Origin of the sequence: Candidatus Sodalis endolongispinus (assembly GCF_018777395.1) — a bacterium.
Classification (GTDB): Bacteria; Pseudomonadota; Gammaproteobacteria; order Enterobacterales; family Enterobacteriaceae; genus Sodalis_B; species Sodalis_B endolongispinus.
Genome location: NZ_JAFJYC010000001.1, coordinates 386,978 through 406,558 on the forward strand (window position 1 = coordinate 386,978; position 19,581 = coordinate 406,558).

A 19,581-nucleotide genomic window follows, 5' to 3' on the forward strand; every position below is an offset into this window, starting at 1 on the left:
CGCGGGATAATAGCCGGCGAGGTGGCAATTCTTGAAATGGATAAACGCTATCTATATCATTGATTCTATGAATCTTTCCTCCGTCGATCTTAACTTACTGGTGGTGTTTGAGGCCCTGTACGAAACGGGAAACGTCACCCTGGCCGGCAAACTGCTCAACCGCGCGCAACCGTCGGTGAGTAATGCATTAGGCCGGCTGCGCCTGCTGTTTCAGGACGAGCTGTTCGTGCGCACCGCCGGCGGCATGGTAGCCACCGAAAAAGCGCAGACGCTGATACCGGCCATTGCCGCCATTCTTGACCAATTGCGCGATACCCTGGAGCGCGACACCGCGTTTAATCCCGAACAGGCCAACGGCCGGCGCTTTACGCTGGCCGCCAGCGATTATGCCGATATTGTCCCGGTTCCCCATATTGTTCGCCGCCTGCGTCGGCTAGCACCAGGCATCGATTTGCGCCTGTGTACGCTGGATCGCGAGCGGATCTATACCCAGTTGGATAATGCACAGGTCGACATCGCCATCGGCGGCCATTTGACGCCGCCGAAACGCATGCAGGCGGTGCCGCTGTACAGCGAGGATTTTGTCTGCATCTCCGATCGCGCCACGCTGGCCGCCGGCCCGCCGGGTGGCGCCCCGGCACCGCTGACGCTGCAAACCTATCTGCAGCGGCCCCATGCTCTGTTCGTGCCGAGCAACGACGGCTCGCGGCGCGGGGTTATCGACCGGAAACTCGCGGCCCTGGGCTTAAGACGCCGCGTTGCGGCGACGTTTTCCCATATCGTGGCGCTGCCGCAGGCCGTAAGCGGTACCGATCTCATCGCCACACTGGCCGGACGGGTGGATCATCGGTTGCTTACCGAGCCGCTGCATATCCTCGCCCTGCCGACAGAATTGACTGACACCGCCTTCAGCATCGATATGGTGAGCGGCCGTGACGATAGCGCAAGCCGGTGGCTGCGCCAGCAACCGCTGTTGGCGGTGCGGCAGATGCAGGCTGAGGAAGCCGGACCGGGTTGACCGGCGGCGACCAATAAGCAACCAACAGCAATGGGCAGGCGACTGAAAGCAAGGGAGAGCCGACAGCGCCTGCCCGGCGACAGATGCCGCAGCAAAGCGGCACGCATCCTGATACACTAAGGGCATCACCCATGATGACACCGGTAAAAACGCGGGTAGGGATCGGACAATATGAAAGAACAGGAAAAGACGGAAATCAAACGGCTCAGCGACCTGCTGGATGCCCTGAATCATAAAGAGGCTAGCGTCATTGCACAGGGCGATCCTGGCATTATGGCGCAGCATCGAGAGGAAAAAACCACGCTGGAAACGGAAATTCACCGGCTGAAAAACCTGCGCGTGGCAAAACTGAGCAAACAGGCGCAGCAGCTACAGGCATTATCGTTTAGCCGGACAATCAGTAAAAAAGAGCAGGCCGACATGGGCGCGCTAAAGAAAAAAGTGCGCGGTCTGGTAGTGGTACACCCTATGACGTCGCTTGGGCGCGAAATGGGGCTGAAAGAAGTCACCGGCTACGCCAGCGGCCCTTTTTAAGCGGTGGCCTTCATCGCAGGCATCACGAAACCGCAATGAGCGATCTGCCATATTTAAACGGTTATCCCGTCGACCTGGTCGAGCGCGTCCGTCACCTGATGACGCAGGGCCGGCTCGGACCTTGGCTCCAGAGGCGATACCCGGACCGCCACACTATTCAGACCGACAAAGAGCTGTATCAGTATGTCAAAGAACTGAAACAGCGTTACCTGAAAAACACCGCCGCCCTCGCCAAAGTCTATTTTTATAACCGGCAAAATCCCATCAAAGGGACGTTGGGCACGAATACTTTCGTCTCCCGCCCGCGAGGCGGTAAGCTCAAAAGTAAAAACGAAATCCGCATCGCCGCGTTATTCCGCGACGCGCCGGAAGCGTTCCTCAGAATGATCGTGATACATGAACTGGCCCATCTAAAAGAAAAAGAGCATAACAAATCTTTCTATCAATTATGCTGTCATATGGCTCCCCACTATCATCAATGGGAATTTGATATGCGTGTCTGGCTGACCTGGCGCGAACGGTCATCAATCCATCACACCGACGGGCAATAGCGCCACGCTTGACCTTTAACGCCAGCCGCGCCAGACAGTAGCACAGCTTCCCCGTGCTGCCAATAAAGCCATCGCCCGGCCGCGGACAACCGCCGGCTAACGGCCAGCATCAAACCCACCTTACTGCCAACGCCAACAACGACACCCGTTGATACTGGACGCTGAAGCAGCGTTTGATGACTCCCGAAGGGATTATCGACAGAATTCCTTTTAACGCCGACGTTGCCTGCCGTTACGTCGAAGGCATAATTAACCGGCCCGCCCCCACAGCGAACATTATGGCAGACTTCTGGCAACAACGTCGTCCCGAAAATTAATAATATCGCCAGGTTCCTGCCGGAAAATAATGTTATCCGTCATGCCTGAATTGAAAAATGTAATTATCGCTGAAGGTTCAAGAGCGCTCAAGGGAAAGCCTATAATTGCCCGTTTGAGAAATGTACTCTGTGATAAGCGTTACCAGACTCAAATAAGGCTGGCGATACAACTTGGCGCGGAATCACGCTTGAATAATAGCGTCGAATAATATCTTGCCGCATTCACATTTAATCTAAAACAGCAAATCTTATTTATCGAGGTGGAAATATGCCATTATCTTCGATAGCATCGTCTGCTATTACCCATTGCCGCACAAATGCCGCAACCGCATCTGAAGACCACATCACCCTACTTGGACCGCAAACGCGTCATGCCGCCAATATCACCCTCACTACCGCAGCGAATAGGGCGGGCATCAAACAACCGAAAACTGTGGAAAACGAAGACGCACGCAGCGAGGATGCCCGGCTTTGCACCACAAAGGCTGCTTGGGGAGCGGATGCGCTCACCGCGACGAGATCGGTTGCGGTCAACGCCCTTGAGGAAACGACCGAGCCTGCCGCAGTGAACAGCCAAGCGTCTAGAGGCGACGCTGAAACCCGGGTGCGTTTTGTCCCAAGCGTTGAGAATGTCTTCATTTCTTCGACGCTCAGTGCGGCAGGTATCAATGCACTCGCCTCTTTCGATATAAAACGCCATCTGCGCGATTTTCGTTTGGCGCTGTTGCGCTGTTGCCTTTCAGTGGGGCTGCCTACCTTCGCCAGGGAATACGTTCGTTATGACTATCTCCAGCACGTCGTTGAAAAATACCTCACGGCGCTGAAAACGGCAGGTTGTTGCGCCTCGCTAATGCCATTATTTGTACAAGGTGGCGGCCTGGTGTTTGATTATGCTCTTCACCAGCGCGATTAGCCGCATAGCCGGTATGCTGCTGGTTACCTGGTCAAGCTATCAATTAATAGTCAACGACCAAATCGCTTCAGTGGCACCGGCATTGATTCCCGCTGAATTCGTCTATGTCCTGACCAGAGATATCATCCAGTTTCTTTTACCTTTAACCGATAATAGCAGCGTGCCCTTTGGCGTGAAGACGACGTTACTCGCCGCGGGCGCTTACGGGATAAATCAAATTCTGGTGGACATATTGATGAGTTACGGCGCGGCCCAACTGATGCCGTTTTTCAGCATCGTGGCGGCAAACGCCATCGCACGCGCCATCGTCAACACCCTCGGCGAAGTGGCCGATGAACTGACCTATCGTTATCTTAACGCCTTATTGTCGGGGAATAGATGCTTGCGCTTAAATTGGCGCAGGCGGCAAACAAGCGATATCACCCGCAGAACCATTATCGATACCTGTGTGACCACCCTGGCCGCCCGCGCAACGTTATTTAGTGCGTCCTATGGTTATGTCGAATTATATGCGTCAAATAAAATCACTACGTCATTTCTGATAGGTTTGATGTCCATAGTGGGCTATTTGCCGTTTATCGGCAATCACATACATGACCTAGTGTCCGCCGTCACCGAGGAGGACCCGCTGGCGGCGGCCACGGAGCTTTTAACCATCAGCAGCTCCGCACCACCTTGACCGAGCGCCATCACGGCATGCTGTGCCTGGACAGCAGCGCGCCATCACGCGGATGTCGCCACACGGCGCCCCCTAATCGTGGCGGACGCCGACATTACCGCTGATGGTTAGCCCTCGCGTTTCCCGGCCAAAGGACACCAATATCGCTATCAATATCGCCACGGTTCCCGCCACCAGCGCCATGGCAAGGCCATAATTGTTACCGTGCGACTCGGCAATAGTAGCCTGCAGCGTGGCGTTTACCGACGCCAGTAAATTCCCCAACTGGTAGACGAACCCGGGCAGCACCGCGCGGGAGTTGGCGGTCACCAGCTCCGTCAGATAGCTGGGGATGACGCCCCAGGCACCCTGCACCATGAACTGCATCAAAAACGCGCCGAGGCCGATGGTGAGTGAACCGGAGGAAAACGCCCACAGCGGCAGCACCGGCAGTGACAGCAGTGAGGCACAAATCATGGCTTTTTTACGGCCAATGCGTTCCGGTAATGAACCGAAGGTAATGCCGCCCAACATAGCGGCAATGTTATAACCGATGGCGATAAGACTGACGGTATGCGGATCAAAGCCGTGTTGTACCTTCAAGAAGGTGGGATACAAATCCTGCGTACCGTGGCTGAAAAAGTTGAAACAGGCCATCAGTATCACCAGATAAAGGCACAGTTTCCAGTGTGTCCTAATCACCGGCAATAGCGCCACGCTCTCTTTCCGCTCGCGCGCCGCCAGCCACACCGGCGATTCCGGTACTTTAAAGTAGATAAACGGCAACAGCAGGATCGGCAGCGCCCCAATAAGAAACATGCCGCGCCAACCTACCAACGTATAGAACAACCCATAAATTATCGATGCCAGTAAATAGCCGCCCGGGTAACCCGCCTGGAAAATACCGGACATCAGCCCGCGTGAACGATCGGGGATGGTTTCCATTGCCAGCGACGAGGCAGCACCCCAGATACCCCCCATTGCGATGCCGTAGATAACCCTGAAGGCGATAAACAACCCAAGCGTCGGCGACCAGGCCGAGAGCAGTTCAAATAATGAGAACATCATAACATTGAGCATTAATATCGGCCGGCGACCGAACTTCTCCGCCAGACGGCCGAACAGCAACGCCCCGATGGGCCGGACCGCCAGCGTCAGCATAATGGAAATAGCAACATTGGCGATATCGGTATGGAACCAGCCAGCGAGGTCGCTCAGCACAAACACCAGAATGAAGAAATCAAAGGCATCCAGCAGGCAAAGCAGGCGAAAGCCACATTGCGCTGGGTCGCAGTCCAATTGAACATAGATGTGATCCTGTGGTTCTGAAAGTAGGGTACCGGTAACGAAGCGCAGTAAACAGAAGCGCGATTGGCAGGACGAGAGCGGCAGGCTCCGAATGTCCGGTCGTGTAACCGGTGCTGATGTCATGTTTTGGCCGTGTTAACCAGTTGTTTATAACATGCAATAATTAGCCAGCTAGGTCAAAGTTGTTTCAAAGCGATGCAAAGGGTAAATCTCCATGTCCTGCGTAGGGCTATATCGTCAGCGCGGACAATTTTCCAAGCCAAAAGCAACTTCCGGCGGGAAAATGCCGTGCGGCAGCGGGTGCCAGTAAAGATCCCTCGGTAGGGGGCGCCAAGCAAAAAAACCGTGGCGGCGGGTGCCAGCGAATGCCAAGCGGCAGGGAGTGTGAGCAAATGCCGTTCGGCAAGGCGCGTGGGAATGTGTCAGTGAGGGGGGGGACGAACCATGCTAGCCACCCGGCGGTCAGGCGAACGGGCATCCCGCAGAGAACTGTTTGTTGAATAGCTTCAACCGACGCGCAGCGCGGCGGTTGTTATCGGTCATTGTCGGTAACTACACCGGTTGATCACCGCTCCGGCGCGGCCATACGGCTGGATCGCACCGGCCTCAAACTTATTGGCAGTTAGAGTGGTTTTTTCTTCGCAACCGGCGCCGGCTGCGCCTCACGTCGGCTGTCTTGCGCCGCCTCTTGCGCGGCTTGCGCCAGGGCGTCAAGTTGCTGTTCCGTCAATTGCTCGCTCGCTTCATGCAGCTTTGCCAATCCCTCATCAATCGTCGTATCTTCCGGCTTTTTATCCGTCATGTTATGGCCTCGAATGGAAAAGGAGAGAAGGTTGCCGCAGGCCAGATAACCCTGATGTCCGGCAGCGGGTGCTGTGCGGCCGTTCAGGCGCTACCGTTAACGTCGGTGCCATGTAGGCGACCGGCGACATGACTGCCGTGCGCCGCAGACTGCTCCCGCGCCGGCGGCGCTTTATGATCAAGCTCATGCAAAATGCCGCAATGACGCGTCGCGCGCGCGGCATCGCAGCGGCCGCGCAAATCATTAAGCTCTGCCTCCAGCGCCTGCAGTTCCATCATGCGGGTGCGAACGTGCTCTAGATGCGCCTCAATCAAACCATCGATGGCGCTACAGCCGGCATCCGGCTCCCGGCGTGCCGCCAGCAGTTCGCGGATTTCGTCATGGGTCATCTCCAGCGAACGGCAGCGACGAACAAAGACCAACTGCTCCAGGTGGCGCTGGTCATAATGGCGGTAGTTGTTGTTCAGGTCGCGTAGTGCCGCCGGCAGCAGTTGCTCCCGCTCATAATAACGCACCGTCTCCACCGGGCAGGCGGCCTGACGGGCCAATTCGCCGATTTTCATTCCGATCTCCTCACTACCCTCTTGACCCTATAGTAGCTTCAGGGTGTTGAATTGACAACTAACGACAAGCCATCGGGAGACTGCCACCATGAACGGCAACGAGAAATTGCCCCGCCGCGCCGCGAAAATTACCACGGCACGCCCCCTGGCCGCCGGTGCCACGAACACCACGAACGCGGACGGCGTCCAAACCGCCGGCGACGCCTGCTGCGGCGCGCGCGCGCAGGGTGCCGGCACCACGCGAAGCGAGCCGCGACCGGAACCACTCGCGGCGGCGCGGGAAGTGGACGGCGGTGTACGCACGCCTATCCGTATCATGCAGATGGACTGCCCCACCGAAGAAGGGATGATCCGCAAAAAACTCGCGTCTCTGCCCGCGGTAACGGCGATGGAATTCAATCTTATGCAACGTGTGCTGACGGTGGTCCATCGCCCGGACAGCCTTGACCGCATCCTTGCAGCGATACGGTCGCTGGGTTTTACCCCGCAGATCGCGGCGGCCGACGAGCCGCTCGCCGACGACGCGGTGCCGCGTCAACGCCGCTGGCCGCTGGTGCTGGCCGCTATCGCCGCCTTTGCCTCGGAAATCAGCCACTGGTTGTCGTGGCCGGACGGAATCAGCGCCGTACTGGCATTGCTGGCGGTGGTCGCCTGTGGCCTGACGACCTACAAAAAAGGCTGGCTGGCCCTGCGGCAGGGGACAATGAATATTAATGCGCTGATGAGCATCGCCGTCACCGGCGCGCTGTTGCTCGGGCAATGGCCGGAGGCGGCGATGGTGATGGTCTTGTTTAACCTCGCCGAACTGATAGAAGCCCGTTCCCTCGATCGCGCCCGCAACGCCATCGGCGGTTTACTGCAAAGCGTGCCGGCGACCGCCAGCCTGCAACAGGCCGACGGCAGTTGGCAAGAGGTAGAGGTCGGTACGGTGCCGGTCGGAGGCCTGTTGCGGGTCAAACCCGGTGAACGCGTCGCCCTTGACGGCACGGTTGAGCAAGGCAATTCTACCGTAGATCAGACGTCTATCACCGGTGAAAGCCTGCCGGTGGAAAAACGGCCGGGGGATACGGTCTTTGCCGGCACGCTCAATCAAGCCGGTTCATTTAGCTACCGGGTCACCGCCGCCACCGGCGACACCACCCTGGCCCGTATCATCCACGCCGTCAACGAAGCGCAGGGGAATCGCGCGCCGACCCAGCGTTTTGTTGACCGCTTCGCGCGTATTTATACCCCTTTGGTCCTGGTTCTCGCGGTGCTGGTAGCGCTTTTACCGCGGTTGTTGCTGGGCGGCGGTTGGTATGAGTGGATCTACAAAGCGCTGGTGATGCTGGTGATCGCCTGTCCGTGCGCGCTGGTCATTTCCACGCCGGTGACTATCGTCAGCGGTCTGGCCGCTGCGGCGCGGCAGGGTATTTTAATTAAAGGCGGCATTTATCTGGAAAAAGGGCGGAGCCTGCGCTGGCTGGCGCTCGATAAAACCGGTACCTTGACGCACGGGAAACCCGTCCTGACCGATCGCCACACCTTCGGCGCACGTGATGCCGAGGCGCTCTATCAACTTGCGGCCGGGCTGGCTTCTCGCTCCGATCATCCAGTCTCGCAGGCCATTACCCAGGCGGCTGAACGGGAAGGCAACGCTCCCGTCACTGTAACCAATTTCACCGCCCTGCCCGGCCGCGGTATCACGGGCGTGATGGCGGAGGGCCAGTGGTATCTCGGCAACCGGCGGCTGGCGGATGAACTGGGGCTGTCAACCGACGTCCTCGCCTCACGGGCCGCCGCGCTAGAACAGCAAGGCAAAACCCTGGTAATGCTGATGGGCGAGGGAAAAGTGCAGGCGCTGTTTGCGGTGGCGGACACACTGAAGTCCCATAGCCGCGCGGCCATCGCACAATTGCACCAGGCCGGCGTCAACACGTTGATGCTCAGCGGCGACAACACGCCAACCGCCAGGGCTATTGCGGCGCAGGCGGGAATCGATGAAGCCTATGGCGACCAGTTGCCGGAAGACAAACTGCGAAAGATAAACCAGCTGGCAGGCCAGGGCACGGTAGGTATGGTGGGCGATGGCATCAATGATGCGCCGGCGCTGGCCCGGGCGGATATCAGTTTCGCCATGGGCGCGTTGGGCAGCGACACCGCTATTGAAACCGCGGATGTCGCCCTGATGGATGACGATTTGCGCAAGGTTGCGCAGTTTATCCGGCTGTCGCGCGCCACCCACCGCATTCTGATACAAAATATTGCGCTGGCGTTGGGCATCAAGGCGCTGTTTTTGCTACTGACGTTGGCAGGCGCGGGCACCATGTGGATGGCGGTTTTCGCCGATGTGGGCACCAGCTTGCTGGTGGTGGCCAACGGCCTGCGGCTGCGGCGCCTTGCGTTGCCGCGCGGTCGGTAACATTCACCAACAGTTCCCTGGCCTGCCAAGGCGGCAAGGCCGGGCAAGCCGGTCTAGAATTGGGGTAGGCGTTCCACATAGCCAGCCTTTGGAGGTATAGCTCAGATGGACACCCCTGCTACGCGGCCCGCGACCGCTGTTTCGCCCGAAGAACTTCAGCTAATGCACCGCTACTGGTCGGCGGCCAACTATCTCTCGGTCGGGCAAATTTATTTGCTGGACAACCCGCTTTTGCGCCAGACGCTGGTACCCGAACATATCAAGCCCCGCCTGCTGGGCCACTGGGGCACGACCCCGGAATTGAACTTTATCTACGTCCACTTGAACCGCATTATCCGCGCGCGCGATTCCAATGTGATTTACATTTGCGGCCCCGGTCACGGCGGGCCTGGCATGGTGGCCAACACCTGGCTGGAAGGGACTTACAGCGAGATTTATCCGACGGTGGCGCAAAATGAAGAGGGTATGCGTCTGCTGTTCCGTCAATTCTCCTTTCCAGGCGGGATCCCGAGCCATGCGGCGGCGGAAACGCCGGGATCCATTAACGAAGGGGGAGAGCTGGGTTATTCGCTGGTGCACGCCTATGGCGCGGTGTTTGACAACCCGAGTCTGATTGCCGCCTGCGTTATCGGCGACGGCGAGGCGGAAACCGGCCCGCTGGCCGCCAGCTGGCACGGTAACAAATTCATTAATCCAGCCCGCGATGGCGCGGTGTTACCGATCTTGCACCTTAACGGGTACAAAATCGCCAATCCCACCATCTTGGCGCGCTGTAGCGACGACGATCTCAACCGCATGTTTAGCGGTTACGGCTATCGGCCCATTGTGGTCGCCGGGGATGAACCGATGGCGATGCATGAAAAAATGGCTGCCGCGCTGGATCAGGCGTTTGATATTATTGGCGAAATCCAACAGACCGCCCGCCAGGGCGATGCGCCGAAGGGGGTTCCCCAATGGCCGCTCATTCTGCTGCGCAGCCCCAAGGGTTGGACCGGACCGAAAACCGTGGACGGTAAAAAAACCGAAGGTTTCTGGCGAGCCCATCATGTGCCGGTCGCCGGCTGCCGCGAAGATGCCGGCCATCGGCAAATCCTGGCGCAGTGGCTGCAAAGTTATCAACCCGAAACGTTATTCGACAGCGCCGGCCGGCTGCGGCCTGAGCTGCAACAGTTGGCCCCCAAGGGGACACGACGGATGGGCGCCAATCCGCACGCCAACGGCGGTCTGCTGCGCCGGGAATTACTGCTGCCGCCTATCGCCGATTATCAGGTCACGATCCTGCAACGCGGGGAAGCACAGGTCCAATCCACCGCCGTGTTTGGCGACTATCTGCGCGATATCTTCACGCTTAACGCTGAACGCCGCCACTTCCGCCTGTTCGGCCCGGACGAAACCGCCTCGAACCGCTTAAGCAGCGTCTTTGAGGCCACCGATCGGGTATGGATGGAGAACATCGAGTCCTATGATGAATCGCTGTCGCAAGACGGCCGGGTGATGGAGGTGCTCAGCGAGCATCTTTGCCAGGGCTGGCTTGAAGGCTACTTACTCACCGGCCGGCATGGCTTGTTTACCTGTTATGAAGCGTTCATCCATATCGTCGATTCCATGTTCAATCAACACGCCAAATGGCTGAAGGTGTCACGCGCCTTGCCCTGGCGCAAGCCGGTGTCGTCGCTGAACTACCTGCTGTCCTCTCACGTCTGGCGCCAGGATCATAACGGTTACAGCCATCAGGATCCGGGATTCGTCGATCTGGTCGCCAATAAAAAGGCGGATATCGTGCGCATCTACCTACCGCCGGACGCTAATACCCTGCTGTGGGTCGGCGATCACTGCCTGAATACCTTCGACCGTATCAATGTCATCGTCGCGGACAAACAGCCGGCGCCGCAATGGCTTTCGCTGGAAGAGGCCACAGCCCACTGTAAAGCCGGCATGGGAATCTGGGCGTGGGCCGGTAATGAAAGCGGCGCTAAAGGACCTGATGTGGTCATGGCCTGTGCCGGCGATGTGCCGACCATGGAAACCCTGGCGGCGGTCGATTTGCTGCGCCAACATCTGCCCGACCTTATCATCCGCGTCGTCAACGTGGTCGATTTACTCGGTCTACAGGCAAAACAGCAGCATCCCCACGGCCACACCGACGCCTTTTTCGATGAAATATTCACGCCGGATCGTCCGGTGGTCTTCGCCTATCACGGCTACCCCTATTTGATCCAGCGCCTGACTTATAAACGCCAAAATCATGCCAATTTCCACGTGCGCGGGTTTATGGAGGAAGGGACCACCACTACCCCGTTCGATATGACGGTGCTCAATAAGGTGGACCGTTTCCATTTAGCAATAGAGGCCATTGAGCGGGTGCCGGGACTGCAGCACACGGCAGCGGCGCTCGGGCTGTTTCGCCGCAAGCTTGATGAGCACTATCACTATGTGCGCACCCACGGCGACGATTTGCCTGAAGTCAGGGACTGGCGCTGGCAGGCAAGGCCATGACGCGTTTCGCAGCATAGCAGCCAGACGGTCCAGAATGCGGACCGCCACCGGCAGTCGGCAGTCGTCAGAGGTGCCGTTGCGGCAACGCCGCTTATCGGAACGAAACATCACCCCGTCTGCCAGGGTGCCGTTGGCGGGTATTGCTTTTGCCCGCCATCGGCTGACGGGCAGAGGCATTGTTTGCGCCCGCCACCGGCCGGCGGTGAGGGTGTTGACACCACGCCGCCTATGTCCGTCGCGCGCGACCGAGCGGTTGGTGAAACGAGCGCGCCTTAACGCGTTAAAGCAGCCATTCGATGGGCAGCCGGGACACCAGAGCGATACCCAGACGCTTAAACCAGCCGGTACCCGGCTCGTGATAGTGGCGTATCTCCTGCCCGTCTTTCTGCTCAAGCCAGCAAAGCCGTCCCGTATCATCAAGCGTCACCGCATAGTCGCTGTCCGGCACCTCTTCATCGAAAGCACGGTCGACAGCCTGCGCCAGCACGGCGTCATTAATGACAAACCCCATTTCCGTATTCAGTCGCGCCGAGCGTGGGTCAAAATTAAAGGAGCCGACGAAGACCTGACGATCGTCGACGGCAAAGGTTTTGGCATGCAAACTGGAACCGGAGCTGCCGAACGGGACGGCGTTGCGCCGCCGCACGTCGTCATGCTGCCGGCGCATTTCATACAACACCACGCCGGCTTTGAGCAGCGCTCGCCGGCGTCGGGCGTAAACCGCGTGCACTGCCGCGACATCGGTGGCCTCCAGCGCGTTGGTCAATACCCGCACTTGCACCCCCTGACGCACCATCGCCGCAAACAAGCTCACGCCGGCGCCGGTGGGAACAAAATAGGGCGACACCAAATCGAGCCGACGCGCCGGGTTGCTCATCACCTGTTTCAACCGATAAATCATCAGTTCTTGCGAGGCCAGCTCTCGCCGTCCTTTATCGGGATCGTCGCTCACCATTGTCACCGTGCTCCAGCGCATTGACAGCGTGTCGTCGGCCAATGCCTTGAAAATCTCGCAGTTCGCCAGACCCGCCAGATAACGGCGCGCCTGGGGCGCCTGGGCAGCAAGGGGCGCCCGCTCCACCTCAAACTGCAGCGCCTTCATACTGCCGCTGGGTAATACCCGGTCCAGCGCCACCGCCGAGGCGCAGGACCAATAACGGTCGAAGTCGCGCGAAACGTCAGGCACCACCGCGCCGACCGCCAGGACGTCCATATCCGTGAAATGGATGCCGCTGGTCGCGCCAAAATATTCATCGCCGATATTGCGGCCGCCGACGATAGTGGCCTGATTATCGGCGGTCATGGATTTGTTGTGCATCCGGCGGTTGGCGCGGCGGAAATGGGTTAGATACCCCAGCAATTTCGGCCGCCGCACCACGAAAGGATTGAACAGCCGGATTTCGATGCGGGGATGGGCATCGTAGGCGGCCAGAATGCCATCCATTCCTGCGGTACCGTTGTCGTCAAGCAATAGCCGTACGCGCACCCCGCGCTCCGCCGCCTGATAGAGCGCATGCATCAGCAAGGTGCCGGTGATGTCGCCGTTCCAGATGTAATATTGCACATCAAGGGTACGCTCGGCGGTTGCGGCCAGCAGCAGACGGGCAACAAAGGCGCCCTCGGCGTCTTGCAGCGAAAGGAGGCCGCTTTGCCCGGGATGACCGGCGTTGCGCGGCGTCAGCAATTGTCCCAGCTGGGTGTCGGCGGTCTGCTCCGGCGCCGGCGCCAACGAGGGATGGGACGGAGAATTCGCGCCCCGCCGGCCAAAGGAAAGCAGCAAACGGTGTAGCGCGCGGCAGCCCAGAGGGCGCGATAGCCGACGTCGCCCCGCCGCCGTCCGCCGTAAAGCGGCGTCGCCGACAGAATTTTCGCTGCGGCTCATGATGACCGCCCGGCGATAAGGTGCAGCATGCCAGAGGGGTTAAGGGGAGACCGGCCCGGCGAAACGCAATGACAAAAACCAACACATCCCTCGCCGCAGAGTAAAGCTGGCATCATGCTGTCGTTTTCCTAAATAGGTTATTAACCAAACTATAGCATAATGCAACAACCGCAACGCGGGACTAGCTCCGCACGCCTGTCCTCAATAGCGCGCCAAAATCCTATGCCGAAACCGGCTGGCCAAACAAAAAGCCTTGGGCTTCCCGGCAGCCTTTGCGCAGCATCTCCGCCTGCGCCATCGTCTCCACACCCTCGGCGATAACGCCCAATTTAAAACTGCTGCCGAGGTAGAGAATGGCGGCATCTGGCGCGGACGAACGTTTGATCTATTTTTAGCCGCGTCACCGGATAATCTTTCAGCATGCTCAGCGACGCGTAACCGGTACCGTAATCGTCGAAGGCGATACCGACGCCCTCATTACGCAATTCTTTCAAAGGCCGCAGCATATTTTCGTCGTAGCGCAGGATAATGTTCTCGGTAATTTCTAGCTCCAGCGCTTCGGCATCCAAACCGGTTGCCGCCAAAATGCCGCGGATCTGATGCGCCAGGGCGCCGGTGCGAAATTGCACGTTGAACAAGTTTACGCCGACACGAAAATTTTTTGCCCCCTGGCGGCGCCAGTCGGCGGCCTGGCGACAGGCGGTGCGGATGACCCATTCCCCTACCCTTTCGGCCCAAGGGCCGGCGTACAGCGCCGGCAGAAACGCCGCCGGGCCGAGCAACCCTTTTTCTGGATGGTGCCAGCGCAGCAGCGCCTCCGCGCCAATAATCGCGTTGTCGGCCAGCCGCACCTGCGGCCGGTAATAAAGCTCGAACTCTTCCTGCTGGAAAGCGCGCGCCATTTGCGACTGATGGGAGCGTCTGGCCTGGGATAGCTCGCGCAGGGCGGGGGTAAAGAACCGCCGGCAGTGCCGACCTTCGGCTTTGGCCTGATACAGCGCCAGATCGGCGCTGGTCAGCAATTCCTGCATTGTCGCGCCATGCAGGGGAAACAGGACGATGCCAATACTGGCGCTGATGGTCACCCGTTGCCCGTCCACGGTTGTGATGCGCGAGATGTCATCGATAATCTGATCGGCTATCTCGCCGGCCTGGCGGGCGTCATCCAGCCCCGGCAACGACAGCGCAAACTCATCGCCGCCCATGCGCGCCACGGTATCCCCCGAACGCACCGCCGCCTGAAGTCTTAGCGCCACATCCACCAACAGCGCATCACCGCCATCGTGGCCCAGGCTATCATTCACATCCTTAAAACCATCCAAATCCACCAGCATAATGATGGCGGCCTTCTCATCCCGCAGCGCCTGCTCCAGGCTGAAGCTCAGTTGTGTCCGGTTCGCCAGACCGGTCAGATAGTCCATGTGCGCCAGGCGGAACATCCGCTCTTCGTTTTGCCGCCGTTCGGTAATGTCGCGCAGAATGGCGCCGAAGCTGACATCATCGCCCTCCATCCAGAGCGAAACCGAAAGCTCCACCGGGATCAGGCTCTCGCCTGCGGTGCGCACCGAGAGTTCCAGCGTGACGCCTTCGGCCAGCGCTTCCTGACGCGCGGCCAGCTGCGTCATGCTGGACACCACCGCCTCCGGCAGCAGCAAGGAGAGAGGATGACCAAGAATTTGGCTGCGCGAGTAACCGAATAATCTGACGGCGGCGTTATTCCAAAAGGTGATGTGGCTATGATGATCGACACAGATAATGGCGTCCGGCGAGGTGCGGGCGATATTCTCAAAACGGTTATTACTCGCCGCGCGCTAGTTCCAGACGGCGCATTTCCAGCTTATCCATGACCAGCGCCGCCAGGTCGCGCAAGTTGCGGCGATCGCTGGCGCTCAACTCAACGCTCGGCGTACGGTCAATAATGCATAATGTGCCCAGCGCGTAGCCGGTTTGGCTGCGCAGCGGCATGCCGGCATAGAAGCGGACATGTGGATCGCCCGTCACCAGCGGATTATCGGCGAAGCGTGCGTCCAGCCTGGCGTCCGGGATCACCATGATGTCCTGCTGGCGAATGGCATGGGCGCAAAAGGAAAGCTCGCGTCCCGTTTCGCAGACGCTCACGCCAAGGCTGGCGGCAAAGAGCTGCCGGTCCGCCTCAAGGAGTGAAATCAGCACTATCGGCACATTGAAGATATTGGCCGTGAGATGGATGATGCGGTCCAGGCTGGTTTCCGCCAAAGCGGAATGAACGCCATATTCTTCCAAAATGGCAAGACGGTGCTGCTCCTCCAGGTCCAGTGGGGATTGACTCATGGTTGCATCTCACAATACTTCGCTGCCATAGTGCCTATATCAATGGTAATTTACCCAATGCTTGCAAGGCCCGACGCAAAAAAACCGCTTTTTCATTGGCACCCGGCGGATGATAAGCGGAGAACACCGGTGCCTTTGGCGTAAAATGCCTCGCGCCGACCGCGCCAGTCAAAGGCGCAATACGCCAAAGGGGTCCCCCATTCAGTATAGCCAAGGCGCGCAGGCACGAGGTTCCATCCAGACCGGCGGTGCGCGCGTGAGACAAACTTCGTTTTTCCGCGTCGCGGGGATAGGCAGGGGGCGTAACACATGGTATTTTTAGTTAGGTATCTAATAAATGACCTGCCTGAGTGAAATCGCACAATGCAAATTTTCCCCGGCTATTGCACCGTACCGCCCACGCCTGGCGCCTTGCCATTGAAGAGGCCGGGCTTAGCCGCGCCAGTTGGGTCGCGGTATCCGCTATCGCCGACGCCGAGCAAACACTACCCTGAACCCAAAAATAACTGGCGGCGTTTTTGGGACTGGAAACCGCCAGCCTGGTGCCGTTGATTTATCGCCTGGAGCAACAAAACCTGATTCGCCGCCAGACGCTCGCCGCCGATAAGCGCCAAAAACTGTTGATCACCACAGCAGAAGGTAAGGCCCTCTATCGTCAGGTGAAAAACGAGGCAGACACGCTGAGAAATGAACTATTATCCTATGTAAGCGAGCCGGATCTCGATACCGCCTGGCGGGTTTTGGACACCTTATTACAGGCAGCGGAGGCCAAACAGCGATGAAAAGCGATCCCTACGCCCCCCGGCAGTGGCTGCCCCATGAAAAACCCACCCTGCCCGGCTCGCCGTCCACGCCGCTGCACCCCTGGCACCGACGCCTCGCATATGGTCTGGTCGGCATCTTGGTGTCCATTACCGGCGGTCTGGGTAATGCGCTGGTCACCGCCAATCTCACCAACCTGCAGGGTTCGTTCGGCGCCTATTCCAACGAAATAGCCTGGCTGCCGGCGGTTTACCTGATGACCAATGTCTCGATTAATCTGCTGTTGGTGAAATTCCGTCAGCAGTACGGTCTGCGGGTGTTTACGGAAGCGTTTCTGGTGCTGTATGTGCTGGTCACCTTTTTCCATTTGTTCGTCAATGATCTCAGTACGGCGATGATGGTGCGCGCCGCGCATGGCATGGTGGGCGCGGCGCTCAGCTCGCTGTCCATCTATTATCAAATACAGGCATTTCCGGCCAAGCAACGGCTCAAGGCGTTGACGGTCGGCATCGGCATCGCCTAGATGGCCACGCCGCTGGCGCGGCTGTCTTCTTCGGAATTGCTGGCGCTGAACGAATGGCGCGGCCTGTACCTGTTTGAATTGGGCCTGGCGCTGTTGTCGCTGGCCGGCGTATTACTGATGAAGCTGCCCCCGAGCGATCGGATCAAGGTGTTCGAGAAACTGGATTCTCTCACCTTTATGCTGATGGCACCCGGCATGGCGTTGCTGTGCGGCGTCCTGTCACTGGGAAAAATCGACTGGTGGCAAGAAGCGCCCTGGATAGGCAGGTCGCTGGCCGCCTCGGTAGTGCTTATCGTCAGCGCGCTGGTGGTAAAGCACCAGCGCCGCAATCCGCTGCTTAACACCCGCTGGCTCAGCAGCGGCGCTATCATCCGCCTGGGGCTTATCATGATTTTGATACGGATTGTGTTATCGGAGCAAAATACCGGCGCCATTGGCTATTTGCAGCAAATCGGCCTGCTCAATGACCAGATGCGCGGGCTGTCGGTGGCCATTCTGCTCGGCATGATAGCGGGTGTCTTTTGCAGCGCCTTGACCGTCAATCCGAAAAGACTGCCGCAGCCTATCATTATCTCCCTGGCGCTGATGATGTTTGCCTCGCTGATGGACGCTCATTCCAATAGCCTGACCCGGCCGGAAAACTTTTATTTCAGCCAGTTTTTGCTCGGCTTCGGCGGCACCTTCTTTCTGGCCCCGGCCTTGCTGGCGGGGATAGGCGGCGTGGTGGCCGAGCCGCGCAATCTGGTCAGTTTTTCGGTGCTCTTCGGCATGAGTCAGAATATCGGCGGCCTGCTGGGCGCCGCGCTGCTGGGTACTTTTCAGGTGGTGCGCAAAAAATTCCATTCCAGCCAGCTTACCGAGCAGTTGACGCTGGCAAATCCGCTGGTAGCGGAGCGGGTGAACAGTTATACCGCCGCCTACGGTGGCATGTTGAACGACAGTTATCTTCAAGGGGTACAGGGGTTGTCGCAGTTGCAAAGCATTGCCAGCCGCGAAGCCAATACGCTGGCCTATAACGATGTTTACCTGCTGACCGTAGCGATTGCGCTGGTGACGCTGGTCTGGATTTTATGGCGTTTACTGCGGCTGCGCATTCAGGCGCGACGTGCACCGCGGCGTGAAGCGGCCACGACGATAAGACAGGCGGCAACGGCGGCGGCGCCGGAAAAAGAAAAAGCAGTAATGCGCGCATTTTGACCATCATGATTTCGGCGGCGATCGCGCTAGTAGGGGTATTGGTGATCCTCTACGCCTGGCAATTGCCCCCTTTCACCCGTCAAGTTCAGTCTACCGACAACACCTATGTCCGGGGGCAAGTTACCGTCATCAGCCCCCAGCTCAGCGGCTACATCACCGAGGTGCGGGTACAGGATTTTGCCTGGGTCCGGCGGGATGAGGTGCTGATGGTTATCGATCAGCGCATTTATCGTCAGCGGGTGCATCAAGCGCAGGCGCAATTATCGATGAAGCGCGCGGCGTTGGCAAATAACGTTCAGCAGCGCCGCAGCGCACAGGCGTCGGTCGAGCAATACCGGGCCGAAGTGAAAAACGCCGAAGCGCAGGCGCTCAAGGCGCAGCTGGATCTGCAACGCGTGGAAAATCTGGTCGCCGACGGTTCGTTATCGCTGCGGGAGCGGGATGCCTCACGCGCCAGCGCCAGTCAGGCAGCCGCCAATATCGCCCAGGCCGCAGCCTCGCTGGAAAAAGCGAAACAGGACCTGCAAACGGTGATCGTCAACCGCGCCTCGCTGACGGCGGATGTCGCCAATGCCCAGGCAGCGCTGGAACTGACACAAATCGATCTGGCCAATACCCGCATCGTCGCGCCGCGCGACGGTCAGTTGGGCCAGATTTCAGTGCGCCAAGGCGCCTATGTCAGCGCCGGTACTCATTTGACTTCGCTGGTACCGGAGCAAATGTGGATCATTGCCAACATGAAAGAAACGCAAATGGCCCGGATCCGGCTGGGGCAGCGGGCCAGCTTCAGCGTCGACGCCCTCGAGCGCGCCACTTTCAGCGGCGTGGTGGAAAGCATCTCGCCGGCCACCGGATCGGAGTTCAGCGCCATTTCATCCGACAATGCCACCGGTAATTTCGTCAAAATCGCCCAGCGTATTCCCGTGCGCGTGCGCATCGACCATGATAATGCCCTGTACCGGCGGATGCGTCCCGGGATGTCGGTGGAGGTGAATATCGAAACCGCCAGCACCCCGGCCACGCAGGAGAAAGCGCAGGTTGCTCCTGACACGACACCGGCGCCTGCTGGCTGCACCCTGGCATCCCCCGACGGCACGCCGGCGCCGCTTGGCGCTACCCCGGCAGCCCGCGACAGCACGCCGGATGTGTCCAGTGCGGCAGAGGGAGTAAAACACTGATGGCCCCTCAAAGCCTGCGCCGCCCGTTAACCGGTTTCGTCTGGCGTCAGACGGTAACAGCCCGCCAATCGACCCGACACAGGCCCCCTGCGCACCCGCGCAACCAGCGCCGGCGCGGGCCCAATGGCCGTTGCCGTTGCCGACCGTTAGATCACTGTTCATTGTGCT

The 19,581-nt window shown here is 58.9% G+C and carries 13 protein-coding genes and 3 pseudogenes; 11 read left to right on the forward strand and 5 right to left on the reverse strand.

Features of this window, described 5'->3' with window-relative positions:
- Positions 1-31: 31 nt before the first annotated feature.
- The 5 genes from JZM24_RS02015 (at position 32) to JZM24_RS02035 (ending at position 4,012) form a co-directional block, all read left to right on the forward strand.
- Positions 32-1,018: a LysR family transcriptional regulator gene (locus JZM24_RS02015; RefSeq protein WP_215668395.1), complete on the forward strand. Its 987-nt coding sequence runs from the start codon at positions 32-34 to the stop codon at positions 1,016-1,018.
- A 171-nt stretch (positions 1,019-1,189) separates the two neighbouring features.
- Positions 1,190-1,552: a YibL family ribosome-associated protein gene (locus tag JZM24_RS02020; protein WP_215668396.1), complete on the forward strand. Its 363-nt coding sequence runs from the start codon at positions 1,190-1,192 to the stop codon at positions 1,550-1,552.
- A 35-nt stretch (positions 1,553-1,587) separates the two neighbouring features.
- On the forward strand, positions 1,588-2,103 hold the full coding sequence (locus JZM24_RS02025) for a YgjP-like metallopeptidase domain-containing protein (protein WP_215668397.1): 516 nt from the start codon (positions 1,588-1,590) through the stop codon (positions 2,101-2,103).
- A gap of 585 nt (positions 2,104-2,688) precedes the next feature.
- Entirely contained in the window at positions 2,689-3,333 is a 645-nt protein-coding gene (locus tag JZM24_RS02030; protein ID WP_215668398.1) for a hypothetical protein, read from the forward strand.
- The gene (locus JZM24_RS02035; protein WP_215668399.1) at positions 3,311-4,012 is read left to right on the forward strand and encodes a hypothetical protein; all 702 of its coding nucleotides are present in this window, start codon (positions 3,311-3,313) and stop codon (positions 4,010-4,012) included. The genes JZM24_RS02030 and JZM24_RS02035 overlap by 23 nt, the downstream gene beginning before the upstream one ends.
- 72 nt (positions 4,013-4,084) lie before the next feature.
- Here the strand turns inward: JZM24_RS02035 and JZM24_RS02040 are convergent.
- The 3 genes and pseudogenes from JZM24_RS02040 to cadR all read right to left on the reverse strand — a co-directional run bounded on the left by JZM24_RS02040 (position 4,085) and on the right by cadR (position 6,664).
- Positions 4,085-5,298, reverse strand: a pseudogene (locus JZM24_RS02040) (MFS transporter).
- Positions 5,299-5,921: 623 nt separating this feature from the next.
- Positions 5,922-6,101: a hypothetical protein gene (locus tag JZM24_RS02045; RefSeq protein ID WP_215668400.1), complete on the reverse strand. Its 180-nt coding sequence runs from the start codon at positions 6,099-6,101 to the stop codon at positions 5,922-5,924.
- A gap of 83 nt (positions 6,102-6,184) precedes the next feature.
- Complete coding sequence (gene cadR / locus JZM24_RS02050) at positions 6,185-6,664, reverse strand: Cd(II)/Pb(II)-responsive transcriptional regulator (RefSeq protein ID WP_215668401.1); 480 nt, start codon at positions 6,662-6,664, stop codon at positions 6,185-6,187.
- An 88-nt stretch (positions 6,665-6,752) separates the two neighbouring features.
- Between cadR and JZM24_RS02055 the strand changes: the two genes are divergently transcribed.
- Both JZM24_RS02055 and JZM24_RS02060 read left to right on the forward strand, forming a co-directional pair.
- Positions 6,753-9,065: a heavy metal translocating P-type ATPase gene (locus JZM24_RS02055; RefSeq protein ID WP_215668402.1), complete on the forward strand. Its 2,313-nt coding sequence runs from the start codon at positions 6,753-6,755 to the stop codon at positions 9,063-9,065.
- Positions 9,066-9,170: 105 nt separating this feature from the next.
- Positions 9,171-11,561: a phosphoketolase family protein gene (locus tag JZM24_RS02060; protein WP_215668403.1), complete on the forward strand. Its 2,391-nt coding sequence runs from the start codon at positions 9,171-9,173 to the stop codon at positions 11,559-11,561.
- Positions 11,562-11,841: 280 nt separating this feature from the next.
- Here JZM24_RS02060 and JZM24_RS02065 read toward each other — a convergent pair whose 3' ends face one another.
- Both JZM24_RS02065 and JZM24_RS02070 read right to left on the reverse strand, forming a co-directional pair.
- Positions 11,842-13,443, reverse strand: a complete 1,602-nt coding sequence (locus JZM24_RS02065; protein WP_215668404.1) for a phospholipase D family protein — start codon at positions 13,441-13,443, stop codon at positions 11,842-11,844.
- Positions 13,444-13,663: 220 nt separating this feature from the next.
- Positions 13,664-15,753, reverse strand: a pseudogene (locus JZM24_RS02070) (putative bifunctional diguanylate cyclase/phosphodiesterase).
- A gap of 350 nt (positions 15,754-16,103) precedes the next feature.
- On the opposite strand from JZM24_RS02070, the gene JZM24_RS19580 reads away from it, so the two are divergent.
- The 4 genes and pseudogenes from JZM24_RS19580 to JZM24_RS02085 all read left to right on the forward strand — a co-directional run bounded on the left by JZM24_RS19580 (position 16,104) and on the right by JZM24_RS02085 (position 19,413).
- Positions 16,104-16,247, forward strand: coding sequence for a hypothetical protein (locus JZM24_RS19580; protein ID WP_376775504.1), 144 nt, complete (start codon positions 16,104-16,106; stop codon positions 16,245-16,247).
- Positions 16,248-16,271: 24 nt separating this feature from the next.
- The gene (locus JZM24_RS19585) at positions 16,272-16,535 is read left to right on the forward strand and encodes a MarR family winged helix-turn-helix transcriptional regulator (protein ID WP_376775505.1); all 264 of its coding nucleotides are present in this window, start codon (positions 16,272-16,274) and stop codon (positions 16,533-16,535) included.
- Positions 16,532-18,235 (forward strand): annotated as a pseudogene (locus tag JZM24_RS02080) (MFS transporter). Before JZM24_RS19585 ends, JZM24_RS02080 begins: the two are co-directional and overlap by 4 nt.
- Positions 18,236-18,240: 5 nt before the next feature.
- On the forward strand, positions 18,241-19,413 hold the full coding sequence (locus tag JZM24_RS02085; RefSeq protein ID WP_215669969.1) for an HlyD family secretion protein: 1,173 nt from the start codon (positions 18,241-18,243) through the stop codon (positions 19,411-19,413).
- Positions 19,414-19,581: the final 168 nt, after the last annotated feature.

What these genes read in the sequence shown, in the direction of transcription:
- JZM24_RS02020 (WP_215668396.1), top strand. Translation starts at nt 1,190, where the DNA reads ATGAAAGAACAGGAAAAGACGGAAATCAAACGGCTCAGCGACCTGCTG.
- JZM24_RS02025 (WP_215668397.1), top strand. Translation starts at nt 1,588, where the DNA reads ATGAGCGATCTGCCATATTTAAACGGTTATCCCGTCGACCTGGTCGAG.
- JZM24_RS02030 (WP_215668398.1), top strand. Translation starts at nt 2,689, where the DNA reads ATGCCATTATCTTCGATAGCATCGTCTGCTATTACCCATTGCCGCACA.
- JZM24_RS02035 (WP_215668399.1), top strand. Translation starts at nt 3,311, where the DNA reads ATGCTCTTCACCAGCGCGATTAGCCGCATAGCCGGTATGCTGCTGGTT.
- JZM24_RS02045 (WP_215668400.1), bottom strand. Translation starts at nt 6,101, where the DNA reads ATGACGGATAAAAAGCCGGAAGATACGACGATTGATGAGGGATTGGCA.
- cadR (WP_215668401.1), bottom strand. Translation starts at nt 6,664, where the DNA reads ATGAAAATCGGCGAATTGGCCCGTCAGGCCGCCTGCCCGGTGGAGACG.
- JZM24_RS02055 (WP_215668402.1), top strand. Translation starts at nt 6,753, where the DNA reads ATGAACGGCAACGAGAAATTGCCCCGCCGCGCCGCGAAAATTACCACG.
- JZM24_RS02060 (WP_215668403.1), top strand. Translation starts at nt 9,171, where the DNA reads ATGGACACCCCTGCTACGCGGCCCGCGACCGCTGTTTCGCCCGAAGAA.
- JZM24_RS02065 (WP_215668404.1), bottom strand. Translation starts at nt 13,443, where the DNA reads ATGAGCCGCAGCGAAAATTCTGTCGGCGACGCCGCTTTACGGCGGACG.
- JZM24_RS02085 (WP_215669969.1), top strand. Translation starts at nt 18,241, where the DNA reads ATGATTTCGGCGGCGATCGCGCTAGTAGGGGTATTGGTGATCCTCTAC.